A 16,041-nucleotide genomic window follows, 5' to 3' on the forward strand; every position below is an offset into this window, starting at 1 on the left:
GGCGGGTGCAGCCTTTTAATCCCGACATGAAGCGTTTTCACGTTGCATGGCACGGACGCAGCCTGCAACTCAGCGACCCAGCAGCTTGTCGGTCAGGTCGACCTTGGCTTGGTCGATCGGTTTCAAGCCCGGCTCGACGCCACGCAAGATTTCGGTCATTTTCAAGAAACCGTCGTGCGAAATCCGCCCGTCCCTCGACAGCAGGTTCTTCGCGGCAGCCGCGTATTGATCGACGAATGCCTCGCTACGCCCTGGAAACTGCTGCCGAATGATCTTCTTCACCGCCTCGGGATCCGTCTGGATGGTCTGCTCGGCCTTGAGCACCGCACGCGCGACGCCGCGCGCTGCCTCCGGATGACTGTCGATCCAACGTTGCCGACCGATCACGGCCTGTCCCGAATGTGGGATGGAACGCCAGTCGTACAGTACCTGCAGCTTGCCCGGCTGCTCGATGCCATACTGGATCAGACTCGAAGTCGTGGTGATCAACGCGTCGATCTGACCGGACTGAAGCCCTGCCGTGGCAGCGTTATCGTCGCCGATACCGATGATCGTGACGTCCCGGTCCGGATTGATGCCGCGTTTGGCCAGTTCCCAACGCAACACGTTATCCGAGTAGCTGCCGGGCGCGGTCACACCGATCTTCTTTCCCTTCAAATCGGCGAAGCTTTTGTAGCCCTTGCCCGCGGGCACGACCAGGATGTGCGTGATGAAGCGGTCGATGCCGATCAGGAAGCGCGCATCGCCGCCGCGGTTGTCCAGCCGCAGCACGTGGTCGGTGGCGAACGAGGCCAACTCGATCGAACCGCCGACGAACGCCTGTACCGCGATGCCCCCCCCGGCGAAGTGCACCGGCTCGACGTCCAGGTTTTCAGTTTTGAAATAGCCCTTGTCGATGGCGAGCAGAATGGGGATTTGCGACTCATTGGTCCCGATCAGACCGATGCGTATCTTCGTCGTCTCGGCGTGGGCCGCGGGGGTCAGACCGATCGCCACTGCAATCAGCAATGACAGCCCGCTCAGCCAATGCCGCAGTTGTTGGAAGGCGGTACTGGCAGCAGCCGTGCGTGTTGCGTGTTTCATGCATCTCCTTCGATGAGCGGGCGCGGTGATGGCTTATCGCGCGCATCCCGATAAACTGAGTCGCCTGGCTCGGCGACGCGCCGTTTTCCAGGTTCCACCGGCTGCCCCCCGCCCCGCGTCGTCCTGGCAGAGATCGGCGACCACGGCTGGCCAAGGGTACGGCCGTCAGTGCGCACGGCTGGCCGGGCCGCCGACCTCGCTGACGATGTCGTTCCAGATCGCGTGAACGTAGTCGCGAAACCGCGCGTCGCTGCGAATTTTGCGCGCGTCTCGCGGCCTCGCCAGTTCGATCTCGTAATTTGACCGGATGCGGCCCGGACGGCCCGTCATCACGATTACCCGGTCCGACAGGCTGACGGCTTCCTCGATGTCGTGGGTTACGAACACGACAGCCTTGCGGTGACGCCCCCAGATGTCCAGTAGCTCCTGGCCCATCAGAACCTTGGTTTGCGCGTCGAGCGCGCCGAATGGTTCGTCCATCAGGAAAATGCCGGGCTCGTAGGCCAGGATGCGGGCCAGCGCCACGCGCTGCCGCATGCCACCGGAAAGCGCATGGGGGAACGCGTCGCCGAATTCGCGCAGTCCAGTTATCGCGAGCAGTTCGTCGAGGCGTTCGCCACGGCCAGCCTTGGCGTAGCCGCCGCATTCCAGGCCCACTTCGATGTTCTCGCGCACCGTGGCCCACGGCAAAAGCGCGTCGCGCTGGAACATGAAGCCAAGTTCCGGAGGCGTTCCACTGACCACCTCGCCACGCACGCGCACGCTGCCGCCGCTGGGCCGTTGCAGTCCCGAGATCAAGCGCAGCAATGTCGACTTGCCACATCCGCTGGGCCCTACGATCGACAGGAACTCGCCCTCGCGCACATCGAGGTCGATCCGGCTCAATGCGGCCGCACTGCCGCCGTAATGCATCGTGACGCCCCGCATTTCGATCTCGGGCGCACGCGGCAGCGCGTTGCTTGCCATCTTCATCTCCGTCGGACGATCGGTCGCCGCTAGGAACTCGTTCACTCAGGCACCATAACGGTTGCGCAGCAGCCGGTGCTCGATCAGCTTCACGCATTGATTGAGTAGCATGCCGAGAACCATCAGCAGCACCAGGCCCGTGAAGACGCCGACGATGTCGATCCGACCGGCGGAGCGTTCGACGTACCAGCCCAGCCCCCTGTTCGAGCCAAGCAGTTCGCCAACGACGGAGCCGATCAGCGCGAGACCGACACCGACACGTATCGAGGCGAACAGCCAGGGCACGATTCCGGGCAGGACTACCTTGCGCAGAATGTAGCCGCGCGACGCTCGCATCGCACGCATCATGTCGATCAACTCGCGGTCGATCGCACGCATGCCCTCATAGGTATTCAAGATGACGACGAAAACCACCATCGAGAAGGCCATCACGACCTTCGACCAGGGACCGATGCCGAACCACAGGATGAAAAGCGGCGCGAGCGCGATGCGCGGAATGCTGTAAAGGCCGAGGAAAAACGGTTCGAGCACCCGCTCGATGTAACGGTTGGACGCGAACAGCAGCCCGATCGGAATGCCCACCACCAGGCTCAGCACCAAGCCGGCGGCGGCCTGACCGACGGTGGGCACGGCGTGCCACCACAGATCGCCAGACTCGGCCATTTCGAGCAGGCGTACGGCCACGGTGGACGGCTGCCCGATCCAGAAAGGATCGAGTATCCAGCGCGCGGCGATCTCCCATAATCCGATCGCCGCAAGCGCGAACACGATGCGTCCGATCAAGACCTTCACGTCGTAGGACGCGCTGCTGCGCCGCCGAGTCACCGTCGCAGCGGCAGCGTCGATTGAAGGGTTGAGCGTGTTGATTTCGCGTGTCGACATGGCTGGCCTCAACGCAAACGCGCCGGCTGCTCGACCGGCAGGTCGTCGCGGTTGCCCCACTCGCCCCATGAACCGGTGTAGTTGCGCGGCGCGGCGAAGCCGGCGAGCCTCAGCGCGTAATAGGTGTGAGCGGCACGCGCGCCGCCGCCGCAGTAGGCGATCACGTCGTCGCCGGTCTTGAACCCGAACGCCTCGTAGGCGGCGCGCAAATCCGAAGCAGGCTTGAAGCGGCCGTGGCGGTCGATGTTGTCCGTGTAGTCGCGGTGCACCGCGCCCGGTATCGCGCCGATGCGCTTGGCACGCTTTTCCTCGCCATAGTATTCCGCAGCGCGTCGCGTATCGACGAAATGCACGCCCGGTTCGGCCAAACGCGCGCGCACCTCGTCGGCACTCGCCACGAGCGCGTCGCGTTGGCGGGCGACGAATTGCTTGGGTGCATAGCGCGGCACCTCGGTAGTCAACGCGGGATCGCGCACGCTGCCCAGGCCGCCATCAAGGATGGAAACCGCCTGGTGACCGAGGTATTCGAGCAACCAGGCCGCGCGAGCCGCGCGCGCGTCCGAGCGGTTCTCGTAGACCACGACGCGTTCGCTGCCATCGATGCCGAGCAGCGAGAAAATGTAACTGTATTGCCCAGCGAGGGTCGCAAGGCCGGAGGCCGAGGTGTCGTAATGCGACAGCGTCATCGGGTCGAACGGTCGTGCCTCCGGCAGGTGTCCGGACCAGTAGTCGGACAGCGAACGCACGTCGAGGAGAACGACATCGGGATCGTGGCGGTGGGCTTTGACCCAGTCGCCATCGACAAGCAGGCCAACTGACATGATGTATCGGGCGTTTGGCAGTCCCGCCTCAGGTCGCGGGACAACTTAATGCACGAGCTTACGCGCGCGCCAATTCGATGCCAAAGGCGCAAAAGTGCGCTGCTTAGCGGCTGCGGCGTGATTTGCTTTTCGACAGCAGCGCGATAACGATGTGAAGATCGCGCACTTAGCGTGGTTCACTGGTCGCACTAGAATGACTTTCTTCGCGATCCGGCATTCATCGCTGCCCGCTGTCAAGCGGGCAGCGCCGGCCGCGACGGAATCTGTCGTCCCCGGAAGAAAGCCATGTCATCACTTCTCGACGTCGAAGCGCCCGCCGACTCCTCGGTGAGATTGCCTGTCATCCAGCCGTGGAAACCGGCACTTGGCGCAGTGGTGACCGGGTTGCAACTCGACAGTGGCCGCCTGAGCTCGGGAGCGCGCGACGCGCTGGTGCGGGCTCTGCTCGACTACGGCGCGCTGGTGTTCGAGCCCGGCGTGCTCGGCCCGCAAAGCTTCACGTCACTGCTCGCCGAATTCGGCGAGGTGTCGTTGTACGCGGGGCCGAAGACGCCGACGGCGGCGGATAACGCAAACGTCAATATCGTCGATTCGAGCAGCAAGCGGCAGGCGCGCAACTTCCTCTGGCACATCGACCAGGCATTCCGCGCCGATCCGCCCAGCCTGACGGCGTTGTACGGCCAGGAGGTGCCAAGCTTCGGCGGCGACACGCTGTTCAGCAATGCGGTGCTGGCCTACGAGCGGCTGGATCCACATTTCGCTGCCTACATCGAGACGCTCACCGCCGTGCATTATTGGGACGCCACCGGCCACATCGCCGACCGTTTCGACGACCCGGCCGAGGCGGGACGACAACGCGCGATCAACGCACCGATCGAAACGCCACTGGTCCGCGTGCATCCCGAAACCGGCCGCAAGCAGCTGTTCGTCAACGAGTCGTACACCACCTACATCAAGAACGTCTCCCGAACCACGAGCCAGCATCTGCTCGGCATTCTGTTCGAAGCGATCAAGGAACCCGAAGTCGAAGCACGCTTCACGTGGCAGCCGGGCGCGGCGGTGCTGTGGGACAACCGCGTCGTACAGCATCGGGGCATTGGCGATTTTGCGGGCCAGCGCCGCGTGTTCTACCGAGGCTGCGTGCGCCGTTGAATCCGGTCCGCAGATCACTACGCCTAGGGCCTGAGCTTCGCCGCAGCGATCGTCGGTCGCGCCGTGGCCAGGCCTTCACCGAGGATGCGACGCGGACGAGCAACGCTGTGCCCCGTGCGTTGACAGCGCCGCGGCGGCAGCACGGCCCGGGCAACGTCCGTGGCTGGCATGCCGCTGTCACGCAGCCCGGGCCGTGAGCGTCGGCCTCGGGCAGGCATGCGACGCGTCAGGCGAGATAGCGCCGGAACCAGACGAGCGTGCGGTCCCACGCGAGTTTCGCCGCGGCCTCGTCGTAGCGCGGCGTCGAATCGTTGTGGAAGCCATGATTCACGCCGGGATAGATATGCGCCTCGTAAGTCTTGCCCGACGCCTTCAACGCGGCCTCGTAGGCGGGCCAGCCGGACGTGATCGGGGTGTCCAATGCCGCGTAATGCAGCAGGAGCGGCGCGCGGATGCGGGACACCTCGTCGGCGCGCGGCTGCCTGCCATAGAACGGCACCGCCGCGCTCAGCTCGGGATAGGCCACGGCGGCCGCGTTGGCAACCCCGCCGCCATAGCAGAAGCCGGTAATGCCAACCTTGCTGGTCGTCGCCTTGCTCGCCATCAGGTAATCGACCGCCGCGAAGAAATCGTGCAGCAACTTTTGCGGATCGACTTGCGTCTGCAGCTCGCGTCCTTTGTCGTCGTTGCCCGGATAGCCACCGACCGAACTCAGCCCGTCGGGCGCGAGCGCGACGAAGCCGGCCTTCGCCAACCGTCGTGCGACATCCTCGATATACGGGTTGAGTCCGCGGTTCTCGTGCACCACGACCACACTGGGCGTCGGCCCGCTGACCTTCGCTGGCCGGACCCGATAAGCCCGCACCTGGCCGTGCCCTTGGGGCGAGGGATAGGTGATGTATTCGGCAGCAATGTCCGGGTCGGTGAACGCGACTTGCTGCGCCATCGCGTAATTCGGCATCAGTGACGCTAGAAGCGCACTGGCGCTGGTGCCGGCAGCCGCGAACGCCGCGGCGCGTTCGATGAAGTCGCGCCTCCCTATCCTGCCGTGCACATAGTAGTCGTAAAGTTCAAGCAGGCGCGGGTCGAAGTCCTTCGCCGTCAATCGGCTCATGCTTTTCTCCTGGTCGGATCCAGTGCGGACGGGAAGCGCGGTCCGAGCACGGCCAGCATCCCAATCACATTCTGCCCGGTCCGCACGTTTGCAACTCGATCGCCACGCGCCGCGTCACGCCTGCCCATCGCAGCCTACGGAGATTTGGGCCTTCTTTTCGCCGGAGGTGCCGGCCCCCACTCTGTCATCAACGGGCCTCGTAAGCCAATGTGATTAAAGGGATTTTTCTGATCGACACAAACCATACCGTCGCCATCTACCGTCAAAATCACGCGCTTAACGCTGGCGCGGGTGATGGAGGTCTTTTGCGAGGCGTCGATTCTTTCGGGCTTATTGTCAATCGGAGTGCATTTTAGCGCGCTCTCGTTTGCCTGGGACCGACCACATACGACCGACTACAGCTCGCCCAGAAAGTCCTCGACCACAGTTACGCAATGATCGAAACTGGGCGTGTACTCCAGCTTTGCAATGGCGTCGAACGCGGCGTGCAAACTGACATGCGGCGACCGGATCTGGGAGAGGAACGCTTCCCGGTGCCGGAGGAGAAATGGCGTTGCCGCCAGAAGCTGCTGCGGCTCGCTCTCAATTACGAGAGGAAGGTCGAAAAGATCCCGTGCCGTGACCCGATCTCCGCGGTGGTACATCTTCTTGGCGATAATTTCGGCGGCCTTCTCCACTTTCACTGCGCGACCGCCGATATCCCAGGTATCCCAAGCGTCGTCCAGAAGATTGGGAGAGGCGACGAAATCGACCTCACCCTCCTCGAACTGGAGTCTGACGAAGGCACCCGGTTGTTCAGTGTAGTTCTGCGTCAAATCCGCGGCTGTGTCGCTCAATCGCGGCGAGACAAAACCGAGATACTGCAGGTCAGGCACGATGATGTCGATGTCTTTGCTCAGCCGATGACGGTAACGGAACATCAGCACCGTTCCGCCGCCCAGCGTCCAGAACGGATCCGCGATGCCGCCATACCGACTGATCTCATCAATCAGCGCCAGCGCCCGCGGGAACAACTTCTCCCAAGGACCGCTGGGCAGTGTTTCGGGCTTCATGCCCACAGCGTGCGACGATGCACGGACAACGATCCAGCCAACTTCGCCACATTGCGCCAGATTTGCTTTGGCGGCTGGTGTGCATGCGAGGCAGCCTCCTCCACGGCCATCACGACGACAGGCACGGGCGCCTCATCCAGCAAATGCGTCAGGTGCGGAGCAAATGAAGCAGGCACTACACCGCTCACCAAGGCCTTCTCCAGCGTCTCGGGCGCCAGTTCTTGCGCATAGCTGACACTGGCGGTCTTAGCCGCCATCCACAGGCCGCGCTTCTTGCGCCGCGCCTGGGTATCCGGCTTCGGACTGTCCAGGCCCAACACCGCCATGACCTGCCCTACCCGGTTGACACCGAGATCGCTCAAAGCGCCGTTCTCCAGGCCGACCAGCGTCTGACGCGACAGGCCGCTGAGGTGAGCCAACTGCGCTTGGGACAAGCCCAGTTCAGAGCGCCGGACCCGCACGGAATGGCCGATATCGATGAGGTTCATGGCGGATAGCAAGCAACTAAAATGTCTGATATTTTTGACATACTACCCCTGCCTGCCCTGACCTGCAAGAACCGGATCCGTCGGCCGATCTACCTCCCATGCTGCCCTGGCCCTTACCTGCCGAAATGTCTGACAACTAGCGCTAACATCGTGGCAGGGGGTAATAGGCGTAATGCATGTTACGGCGGGGTACTACGGGGGATTCCATGGACGAGAAACAACCGCAAGGTTCGGCCGTCGCTGCCGAGCCGAAGATCGACGTAGTCCTCTTCGCCAAATTGGCAGAACGCCGCGGCATCCCCGTGGCAACACAAGCCGGCAAGGGGCTGTTCCGCCGCCAGGAGGTGCAGGATCTGATCGCATTGACCCGCGTTCTGGCCGACCGCCGCGACACGCTGGCGCTCGGCGCGCTGCTGCGCGGGCCTCTGGTCGGACTCACCGAAGAAGATCTGCTGGACAGCATCTGGGGGCTTCCGCGCTCGGAGGAACAGCCGGATCGGATTCCGCGTCTGGATCTCAGCATCGAACCCGCCGTCATCGCGCACCCGCTCGCGCGCGAAGTCATCGAGCGGCTGCAATCGCTCTCCCGGCGCGGCAACAGCACGATCCCGCACGAGCTGCTCTCGCAGGCCGTGGACGTGTTGCGCGTCCGTCCGCTCCTCCTCCAGCGCCATCGCGGCCAGGCCGAGCGCGCGCTCGCCAATGTCGATCTCTATCTCAGCCTGTCGACCGGCTACGCCGTGCGCGGTTTGCGCGCCTTCGCCGAGGCGATGACAGCGGCGTGGTCCGACGAGGCCCGCACCGTTGAAGGACGACCCGACGCCCAGGAGGAAGCGGTCGCGCTCTTCACCATGCACGCGGCCAAGGGGCTGGAATGGCCGATCGACATTCCGGTCAACACCATGACCGGCGTCATGGCGCCCGAGAGCGCCGTGATCGGCCGCCAGACCGAGACCTTCTATTGCCCGGTCCTGGGCGTCGTGCCCGAGGGCTATGAAACCGCACGCCAGGCGGAGAAGGAGGAGCTGGACCACGAACGCATCCGGCTCTGGTATGTCGCGGCGACCCGCGCCCGCGAACTCCTCGTCTTGCCCCGGCTCGACGCCACGCCGTCGAAATTGGCCTGGATCGGTCTCGTCGATCTGTCGCTCGCCGACCTGCCCCGCCTGGACGTCTCTCACCTGCCTGCCGGTCTCGCGGCCGCAGGCGCGGGCGCGGGCAACACCCAGACGCGCGCGAGCTTCGCCGCCGAAGCCGAAGCCATCGCGGCCGCGCAGACGCGGTTGACCTGGCTCGCGCCCAGCCGTGACGAAAACGCCGCCGGGACCGTGCTGCGGGAAGAAGAAGCCGCGCTATGGACGGGATCGGCCGACGATCAGCCCCCCGAGCTGGAAGCCGCCGCCCTCGTGCAAGGTGGCCGCGAGCGCGGGATGATCCTCCACAAGCTCATGGAAGAGGTGCTGACCAGCGAAATCCCAGAAGCTGAAGCCGCCCTTACCGAACGTGCTGGCCACCTCATCCGCGCCCTCGGCCAGTCTCCAGTCGCCGACCCGGCGACGGGGCTGTCGGCACAGGAACTGGCGACCTGTGTGATCCGATCCCTGGCTCTGCCTGACATCGCGGCCCTACGGCCGGGTCTTCTGGCCGAATTTCCCGTCTATTCCGCACACGCGGCCGACGGCGTAGAATCCGCAACGGCCGGGATCGCCGATGCCCTGACCCTCACGGCCGAAGGCCGCCCTGCCGTCGTCGTGGACTGGAAAAGCGATGTGACGCCGGTGCCGGGAACGCTCGATCACTATCACGCGCAGGTGCGGGACTATCTCGACATGACCGGCGCCGAGCGCGGACTGATCGTGCTGATGACCTCCGGCGCGGTCATTCCCGTCCTGCCAACGAAGCCGACCGAGAGTGAGGCGACCTGAGCCCATGTCGTCTCTTGCCTGGATCGATTTCGATGAAGCCGAGCGGCAGCGCGCGCAGCGCATCATGGCGCTCTTTCAGGAGCGCGAGACCCGCGACGAGCTGGGGATGGGGGCGATCCGGGATTCCATCGCCGATCACCTCTTTCCGGGCACGAGCACGATCCAGACGCGCCTGCGATACATGCTGTTCATTCCCTGGCTCTATCGGGCGCTGGAAAAGCGCGAAGTCCCTGAAGCGCAGCTCCGCACCGAGGCGCGCGACACCGAAATCCGGCTTGCCGACGCCCTGAAAGCCGGCGGTGAGTCCAACGGCATCATCGGCCGGGATGCAGGACCACGGCTCCAGCGGTTGCCGAGTTCCGTCTATTGGGCTGGCCTGGGCGCGTGGGGCATCCGGGTCTTTCCGGGCTCGCTCGACAGTCTGTTCGTCGCCTTGCGGGGCCGTGGCCGGTCGCGCGGCGCATCCAGCGGCGAAGACGCTCTGGCCGGCGCCCAGACGCCCGCCGTCTGGAATCCAGCCTTGCCCCAGATGCCCGGCGACCTGCTTGAGCACGCCGTCTTCCGCCTGACCACCGACGAGGCGCAATTCCTCATCGACCGCCTGATCGCCAGCCAGCCCACCGCACTGCTCACGATGCTGGCGCGCGAAGGCATCGACGCGGGCTGCGACTACATCTGGACACACCCCCATCTGTCGGCGTTTCCATCCGCAGCGCGCCGCCTCGTCCAGCACGGGGAAATCTTCTCCCATGTGATGCACGGCGCCGCGCTGCTCTATAACCTCGCGCTCAGCGAACTGCGCCAGCGCGACGACTGGATCGAGGACTATCGCGCTCGGCTTGGAGCCTGGAGCGACGAACTCGATACCGGCGCCGTCCGCGCGTGGTCGCTCGATGATTTCTGGAATGTCGTGGAGCACCCGGCGCACGCCGTCCGTCCGGCCGCCAAACGGTTCATAAGCGAGTGGCGCGATCTGGTTCTGGCCGGGACGGAGCAGGTAATCTCGGCGCCTGCGGCGCGGCGGCTCGTCGAGGAGCGCGAACGTCGGCTCAAGACCAGCCAGTCCCGCTACGCCAATCACGCTGTCCGTGACCGCTGGACCGGCGCATCGGGCGCAGACCGCCTCAGCTTCCGCTGGGCGCAGGCCAAATCCCACCTGCGGGATCTCGCCCATGCTGAATAGGCACAGCCTCGATCCCGAACACCGATCGCTCTACGGCGCCAATCTTCAGCCGCCGGCGGGCTATGTCTTCGACGCGGCGGTCGCCACGACCTTCTCGCTCGACTTCGAGACAGGGCTCGCCGTGCCGGTCAGTCTTGCGCTCTTCGCCGCCGAGAACCGCGACGACATTCTCACTCATCCTCTGGCGCTGCTGGAAGGCGCCGAGCGCATCGCCGGCCGCCTCGTCGTCTTCACCGACGCCGGCCATATCCAGGCAAGCACCCGGCCGCATTCCCGCCTTTGCTCGTTGCTTGAACGCATCATCGTCGAGGTCGCCGCCCCTCAAGGCGGGGCCTTCCACCCCAAGATGTGGGCGCTCCGCTTCACGCCGCTGCGGCCTCAAGACCCGGCCCGCCTGCGCCTGCTCATTCTCTCCAGAAACCTGACGCGCGATCGGTCATGGGACATTGCCGCCACCCTCGACGGCGTGATCACCAAGCAGCCCAAAGCCGTCAATCGCCCGGTCGCCGACTTCCTTCGCCGGCTCCCCGACCTCGCGACCGTCGGCGTTCCCGACGGAACGAAGACGCTTGTCGATGACCTGGCCGAAGACATGCGCCGCGCCGAATGGAGCCTGCCCGAACCGTTCCAGAGCGTCTCCTTCGCCGTCAACGGCCTCGGCGGAACGCCATGGCGCCCGGAACCCTGCGTTCGGCTGGGCGTGGTGTCGCCCTTCTGCGACGATCAAACCTTGTCGATGCTCGCCGGCCTGGCCAGCGCCGAAAAGCCCATCTTCATCGGGCGATCCGACGAACTCGCCGAGGTGCCCGGCGCCACGCTCGACGGCTTTGACCGCGTGGCCGTGCTCGACGAAATGGCGGCCACGGAAGATGGCGAGGAAGAGGACGCAGCGGCCCTGCAAGGGCTCCATGCCAAGGCGTTCATCGCCGAACGCGGCTGGGACACCGCGATCACGGTCGGCTCGGGAAACGCCACGCGGCCGGCGCTGCTGACCGGCAGCAATGTCGAGATCTTCATCACCCTGATCGGGAAGCGATCGCGGGTCGGCAGCGTCGAGGAAATCCTCGGCGACAAGGGGTTTGGCCGGCTGACGCGGCCGTTCGTCCGCGACGAGACGGTAGCTGCCGATGCCGCGCAACGAGCCGCCGAGGCTCGTTTGCATCAGGCCCAGCGCGAGATTTGCCGCAGCGGCCTCACGCTCCGTTGCGAGCGCGGCGAGCACACCGCCGATGGCGCGCCGCTCTGGCGGGTCTGGCTGATCCCGTCCGAACCGCTCCCCCTTACCGAGCTCGGTGCGCTGCGAGTTTGGCCGATCACGCGGGGCGAAGGACATGCGCGCGATGTGCTGAAGCCGCTCCGACAGGGACAGCCCGCCGACCTTGGCGCAATGCCCTTGGTCGACCTTACCCGGTTCCTCGCCTGTCACCTGACGGACGAGACGGAAGACCTCTCGATCCTGTTCAGCACGGGGCTCATCATGGAAGGGCTGCCCGCGGAGCGCTACGCCGCCATCCTGCGCTGCGTGATCGACAGCAAGGACGCCTTCCTCCGCTATCTCCGCCTGCTCCTCTCCGAATTAGGCGACCCCTTCGCCGCCGCCCTCGCGGCGCAGGACGGGTCAGGTCAGGGCGCTTGGCGCGCGGCAAGCGACGACGCGCCCATCCTCGAGGAGATGGTTCGGGCCTTCTGCCGGGGTGGAGACCAGCTTCGCGCCATCGAACGGCTGATCGCACGCCTGGAAACCGGCGACGGTGACGATACCGATCCGATTCCGGCCGAGTTCCGCGCACTCTGGAACACATTCCGAATTGCGCTCGCCACGCAGGATGCTGCTCATGCCGAATGAACGGTTTCGCGCCGACGCAGCGCTCGCTCCCCTCAAGGTCTTTCAGCGGCGCACCGTCGACTACGTCTTTGATCGACTCTACGGTCAGGACGATCCTGTCCGCCAGTTCCTGGTCGCCGACGAAGTCGGCCTCGGCAAAACGATGGTGGCGCGCGGGGTCATCGCCCGCATGATCGAACACCTGTGGGACAGCACCAAGCGGATCGACATCCTATACATCTGCTCGAACCAGGCGATCGCCGCCCAGAACCTCAACCGGCTGAACGTCCTCGGGCGGCGCGAGCTGGCCTTGCCGACCCGCATGACGCTCGTTCCCCTGCAACTGCGCGATCAGGCGGGCCTCGACGCCAGCAGGGTGAACTTCATTAGCCTGACGCCGGGCACGACCTTCGATCTGCGCTCCGCGACGGGCGTGACACAGGAACGCGCCTTGCTGTTCCATCTCCTGCGCGACCTAGTTACGCGCCCGCGTGGCCTGCACAACCTTTTGCAGGTCACAGCCGGCGTCGAGGGTTGGAACCGCGCCGTGGACAACCTCACCCTCGAAGGCGTCGACAAGCGCATCATCGAGCGTTTCCGCCGCGATGTGCAGGCGGATCGCGACCTCTTCAAGGAACTCGAACGGATTTGCGAACTCTTCCCGCGCCGCCGGGACACGTATCGCGCAGAAATGGCACAGCCCCGCAACAGCTTGGTCGCCAGGCTCCGCGTCAAGCTGTCCCACGCCTGCGTGGATGCGCTGCAACCCGACCTCATCATCATCGACGAGTTCCAGCGGTTCCGGAATCTGCTGCATGACGACAGCGACGCGGCGATCCTCGCGCGCGAACTGTTCGATTACTCGGGAGGCGACGGGCACGCCGCCCGCACCTTGCTGCTCTCCGCCACACCCTACCGGATGCTCACGCTCGCCGGCGACGAGCCCGACGAAGGCGACCACTATCAGGACTTCCTCGAGACCTTGAGTTTCCTCTACGGCCGGGAAAAGGGGCCGGAGGTGGCAGCCTCGCTGTCGCGTGAAATGCGCACCTTCCGCGGCCTCCTGCATGCCCTGCCACAATCACATGCCTCAGCGGTCGAGACCCGCCAGACCATCGAACGGCTCCTGCGCCATGTGATCGCCCGAACCGAGCGGGTCGCATCCACGGTCGAGCGCGACTCCATGATGATCGAGACTCGCATCACGGTCTCGATCGCGCCCGCCGACCTCGCGCAGGCATCCGCCGTCTCTCACTTGGCGCGCACGCTCGATGCGCCGGAGATCATCGAATACTGGAAGTCTTCGCCCTATCTGCTCAACTTCATGCGCCACTACAGTCTGAAGCGGCTGCTGGAAAACCAGATCGACGCGCCTTCGGCCGTGCTGCGCACCGCAATCCAGGCAGCTCGACCGACCATGCTCGATCACGACGCCATCGACGCCTATGCGCCGCTGGACCCGGCTAACGGTCGCATGCGCGCGATCATGGACGACATCTTCGGCCAGCACCTGGAACAGAACCTCTGGATACCCGCTGCCATGCCCTACTACGGCGAGGCGCGAGCCGGGGCGCCGCTGACCAAAGCGCTGATATTTTCGTCCTGGTCCATGGTGCCCGATGCGATCGCAGCCCTGCTGTCCTACGAAGCCGAACGGCGCATGGGCGTCGGCGAATCCGGCCGGCACTATTTCGAGCAGCATCGCCTGCGTCCCTTGCAGTTTCGGCAGGACCACGGCCGGCTCGTGGGTCTGCGCGCGCTGCTGCTGATCTATCCCTCGCCGGCACTGGCCGAACTGGCCGATCCGCTGGCGGTGTTCAGCGAAACGGGGGCCGCCTTGTCGCTGGAGGGAATGCGCTCCGCTGTGGGCGACCGCCTCAATCCCGCCCTCGGTGCTTTGAAGGAAAGCGCGGTATCGCATCAGGACGCGCACAGCGCCGAGTGGGCCGCCCCAGCCGTGATCGATGACCTGCTGGGCACGCGATCCCGAGCCTGGCTAGAAACGCCGCACGGCATGCGCGCCTTGGCGAGCGAAGACGCCTTCCACGATCATGTCACCGAACTGGCGACAGCGGTGAAGACGCGCGACATCGGCGCTTCGTCCGACGATCTTTCGGATCTGCTGGTTGACGTCGCGCTCGGCAGTCCGGCCGTCTGCGCTCTTCGTGCCCTCAAGCGGATCGCGCCCGAGCTGGCGTGGGATGACCCACGCTTGCTAAGCGCAGCGGCTGAAGTCGCCTGGTCGTTCCGGGCGCTGTTCAATCAGCATGACGCGGTCGCCTTGCTGCGACGGGATACCGACGATCACTACTGGCGCCGCGTGCTGGCCTATTGCGCCCAGCACAATCTACAGGCCGTCCTGGACGAATACGCACATTACCTCGTCGATGCCGAAGGTCTCGGCGCCCGCCCAGCCGAAGATCGCGCAATCGGTGTTGCCCACGCAATGGCTCAGGCCTTGGCCATCCGCCCGTCGCAGATCGACGTCGATGACGTACAGGTCGATGGAGAGTCCCTCGCCATCAGCAAGTTCCAGATGCGCGGACGCTTCGCGATGCGGCTCGCCGACTACAAGGACGAAGACGGCGCCGTCGCGCGGCTAGGAGGCGTGCGCGATGCGTTCAACTCACCGTTCCGCCCGTTCGTTCTCGCCACTACATCCGTCGGCCAGGAAGGGCTGGACTTCCATCCCTATTGCTATCGTGTATATCACTGGAACCTGCCGGGCAACCCGGTGGACCTCGAACAGCGCGAAGGCCGCGTCCACCGCTTCAAGTGCCATGCCGTCCGCCTCAACCTGGCCGAGCGCCAGGCCGCGGTGGTCAGGGGGCACGGGCAGACCCCTGACGATCCGTGGAAACTGATGTTCGAGCACGCGCGGTCTGAGGCGGCAGTGGACACCGATCTCATTCCCTATTGGATCTACGAAGGTTCCGTGCGCGTCGAGCGGCGCGTGCCGATGCTGCCGTTCAGCCGGGAAATCACGCGACTCGCGTGGCTCAAACGTAGTCTAGCTATATATCGACTTGCATTCGGACAGCCGAGACAAGACGAGTTATTGGAATACCTTCACACGCTCATGGTGGATGGCTCGGACATTACGGCTCTTGAGGATCTCCAAATTCGGCTCGAGCCCTCAAACACTTTCAGCGCTGATCTCCAATCAAACAAAAATAGCGTGTGAGCTGATTCAGAGTGGCACCGCTAACTACGCTAAAGTTCGCTCAGCTACGCTGTAACCCGTCCGCCCACTCGATCATCAACGGGGCTCAAAAACCGCTTGTTTAAAGGGCTCTGCTGAGATGATGGCGGCCAGGTTGTAGAACTCGACCTGATACGTTTTACCGTCGCCCGCAGTAGTTGCATTTTTTGCAACTACTGCCTCACGCGCCAGCGGTCGCCAAAAATCGAAGCGAATCGAAGTCGAGACCATCGGAACCGGAGCGCTCTGCTGGAACCGGGCTGGAAGGTTCTTAAGTTGTGGGAGTGCGAAGTCCGCGATCTGCAACGTACCGAGGCGCGTCTGCGGGTGTTCTTGCACACGGGCTCC

Annotated in this window: 13 protein-coding genes; 5 read left to right on the forward strand and 8 right to left on the reverse strand. The window is 64.6% G+C overall.

Features of this window, described 5'->3' with window-relative positions:
* Window positions 1-69 precede the first annotated feature (69 nt).
* The 4 genes from BLU54_RS19325 to BLU54_RS19340 all read right to left on the reverse strand — a co-directional run bounded on the left by BLU54_RS19325 (window position 70) and on the right by BLU54_RS19340 (window position 3,752).
* Window positions 70-1,083: an ABC transporter substrate-binding protein gene (locus BLU54_RS19325; protein WP_091912066.1), complete on the reverse strand. Its 1,014-nt coding sequence runs from the start codon at window positions 1,081-1,083 to the stop codon at window positions 70-72.
* 165 nt (window positions 1,084-1,248) lie between these two features.
* A complete protein-coding gene (locus tag BLU54_RS19330) occupies window positions 1,249-2,049 on the reverse strand; it encodes an ABC transporter ATP-binding protein (protein ID WP_211435383.1) in 801 nt (266 codons plus the stop codon).
* A gap of 45 nt (window positions 2,050-2,094) precedes the next feature.
* Window positions 2,095-2,931, reverse strand: coding sequence for an ABC transporter permease (locus BLU54_RS19335; RefSeq protein ID WP_091912069.1), 837 nt, complete (start codon window positions 2,929-2,931; stop codon window positions 2,095-2,097).
* An 8-nt stretch (window positions 2,932-2,939) separates the two neighbouring features.
* Window positions 2,940-3,752 (reverse strand): sulfurtransferase, encoded by an 813-nt coding sequence (locus BLU54_RS19340; protein ID WP_091912072.1) that lies wholly within the window; start codon window positions 3,750-3,752, stop codon window positions 2,940-2,942.
* 285 nt (window positions 3,753-4,037) lie between these two features.
* Here BLU54_RS19340 and BLU54_RS19345 point away from each other — a divergent pair, with 285 nt between their 5' ends.
* Complete coding sequence (locus BLU54_RS19345) at window positions 4,038-4,904, forward strand: TauD/TfdA dioxygenase family protein (RefSeq protein ID WP_091912074.1); 867 nt, start codon at window positions 4,038-4,040, stop codon at window positions 4,902-4,904.
* A gap of 226 nt (window positions 4,905-5,130) precedes the next feature.
* On the opposite strand, the gene yghX is transcribed toward BLU54_RS19345, so the two are convergent.
* From yghX to BLU54_RS19360, 3 genes are all read right to left on the reverse strand, one after another.
* Window positions 5,131-6,018, reverse strand: a complete 888-nt coding sequence (yghX, locus tag BLU54_RS19350; protein WP_091912077.1) for a YghX family hydrolase — start codon at window positions 6,016-6,018, stop codon at window positions 5,131-5,133.
* Between the two features lie 395 nt (window positions 6,019-6,413).
* Window positions 6,414-7,070, reverse strand: a complete 657-nt coding sequence (locus BLU54_RS19355; protein WP_091912080.1) for a nucleotidyl transferase AbiEii/AbiGii toxin family protein — start codon at window positions 7,068-7,070, stop codon at window positions 6,414-6,416.
* The gene (locus tag BLU54_RS19360; RefSeq protein WP_091912084.1) at window positions 7,067-7,558 is read right to left on the reverse strand and encodes a helix-turn-helix domain-containing protein; all 492 of its coding nucleotides are present in this window, start codon (window positions 7,556-7,558) and stop codon (window positions 7,067-7,069) included. The genes BLU54_RS19355 and BLU54_RS19360 overlap by 4 nt, the downstream gene beginning before the upstream one ends.
* A 206-nt stretch (window positions 7,559-7,764) precedes the next feature.
* On the opposite strand from BLU54_RS19360, the gene BLU54_RS19365 reads away from it, so the two are divergent.
* From BLU54_RS19365 to BLU54_RS19380, 4 genes are read left to right on the forward strand one after another with little or no spacing between them, the layout of a single operon-like run.
* On the forward strand, window positions 7,765-9,483 hold the full coding sequence (locus BLU54_RS19365) for a 3'-5' exonuclease (RefSeq protein ID WP_211435384.1): 1,719 nt from the start codon (window positions 7,765-7,767) through the stop codon (window positions 9,481-9,483).
* Window positions 9,484-9,487: 4 nt separating this feature from the next.
* The gene (locus tag BLU54_RS19370) at window positions 9,488-10,666 is read left to right on the forward strand and encodes a DUF6361 family protein (protein ID WP_091912086.1); all 1,179 of its coding nucleotides are present in this window, start codon (window positions 9,488-9,490) and stop codon (window positions 10,664-10,666) included.
* On the forward strand, window positions 10,656-12,512 hold the full coding sequence (locus BLU54_RS19375; RefSeq protein ID WP_091912089.1) for a phospholipase D family protein: 1,857 nt from the start codon (window positions 10,656-10,658) through the stop codon (window positions 12,510-12,512). Before BLU54_RS19370 ends, BLU54_RS19375 begins: the two co-directional genes overlap by 11 nt.
* Window positions 12,502-15,675: a helicase-related protein gene (locus BLU54_RS19380; RefSeq protein ID WP_091912203.1), complete on the forward strand. Its 3,174-nt coding sequence runs from the start codon at window positions 12,502-12,504 to the stop codon at window positions 15,673-15,675. The genes BLU54_RS19375 and BLU54_RS19380 overlap by 11 nt, the downstream gene beginning before the upstream one ends.
* 75 nt (window positions 15,676-15,750) lie before the next feature.
* Here the strand turns inward: BLU54_RS19380 and BLU54_RS23870 are convergent, their stop codons facing one another.
* Complete coding sequence (locus tag BLU54_RS23870) at window positions 15,751-16,032, reverse strand: hypothetical protein (protein ID WP_091912091.1); 282 nt, start codon at window positions 16,030-16,032, stop codon at window positions 15,751-15,753.
* Window positions 16,033-16,041: the final 9 nt, after the last annotated feature.

The organism is Chitinasiproducens palmae (assembly GCF_900095735.1).
Taxonomy (GTDB): Bacteria; Pseudomonadota; Gammaproteobacteria; order Burkholderiales; family Burkholderiaceae; genus Chitinasiproducens; species Chitinasiproducens palmae.

Bases quoted from the DNA above. Each gene is read 5' to 3' on its own strand.
- BLU54_RS19375 (WP_091912089.1), top strand. From the start codon at position 10,656: ATGCTGAATAGGCACAGCCTCGATCCCGAACACCGATCGCTCTACGGC.
- BLU54_RS19340 (WP_091912072.1), bottom strand. From the start codon at position 3,752: ATGTCAGTTGGCCTGCTTGTCGATGGCGACTGGGTCAAAGCCCACCGC.
- BLU54_RS19325 (WP_091912066.1), bottom strand. From the start codon at position 1,083: ATGAAACACGCAACACGCACGGCTGCTGCCAGTACCGCCTTCCAACAA.
- BLU54_RS19360 (WP_091912084.1), bottom strand. From the start codon at position 7,558: ATGAACCTCATCGATATCGGCCATTCCGTGCGGGTCCGGCGCTCTGAA.
- yghX (WP_091912077.1), bottom strand. From the start codon at position 6,018: ATGAGCCGATTGACGGCGAAGGACTTCGACCCGCGCCTGCTTGAACTT.
- BLU54_RS19380 (WP_091912203.1), top strand. From the start codon at position 12,502: ATGCCGAATGAACGGTTTCGCGCCGACGCAGCGCTCGCTCCCCTCAAG.
- BLU54_RS19370 (WP_091912086.1), top strand. From the start codon at position 9,488: ATGTCGTCTCTTGCCTGGATCGATTTCGATGAAGCCGAGCGGCAGCGC.
- BLU54_RS19355 (WP_091912080.1), bottom strand. From the start codon at position 7,070: ATGAAGCCCGAAACACTGCCCAGCGGTCCTTGGGAGAAGTTGTTCCCG.
- BLU54_RS19335 (WP_091912069.1), bottom strand. From the start codon at position 2,931: ATGTCGACACGCGAAATCAACACGCTCAACCCTTCAATCGACGCTGCC.
- BLU54_RS19330 (WP_211435383.1), bottom strand. From the start codon at position 2,049: ATGGCAAGCAACGCGCTGCCGCGTGCGCCCGAGATCGAAATGCGGGGC.
- BLU54_RS19365 (WP_211435384.1), top strand. From the start codon at position 7,765: ATGGACGAGAAACAACCGCAAGGTTCGGCCGTCGCTGCCGAGCCGAAG.
- BLU54_RS19345 (WP_091912074.1), top strand. From the start codon at position 4,038: ATGTCATCACTTCTCGACGTCGAAGCGCCCGCCGACTCCTCGGTGAGA.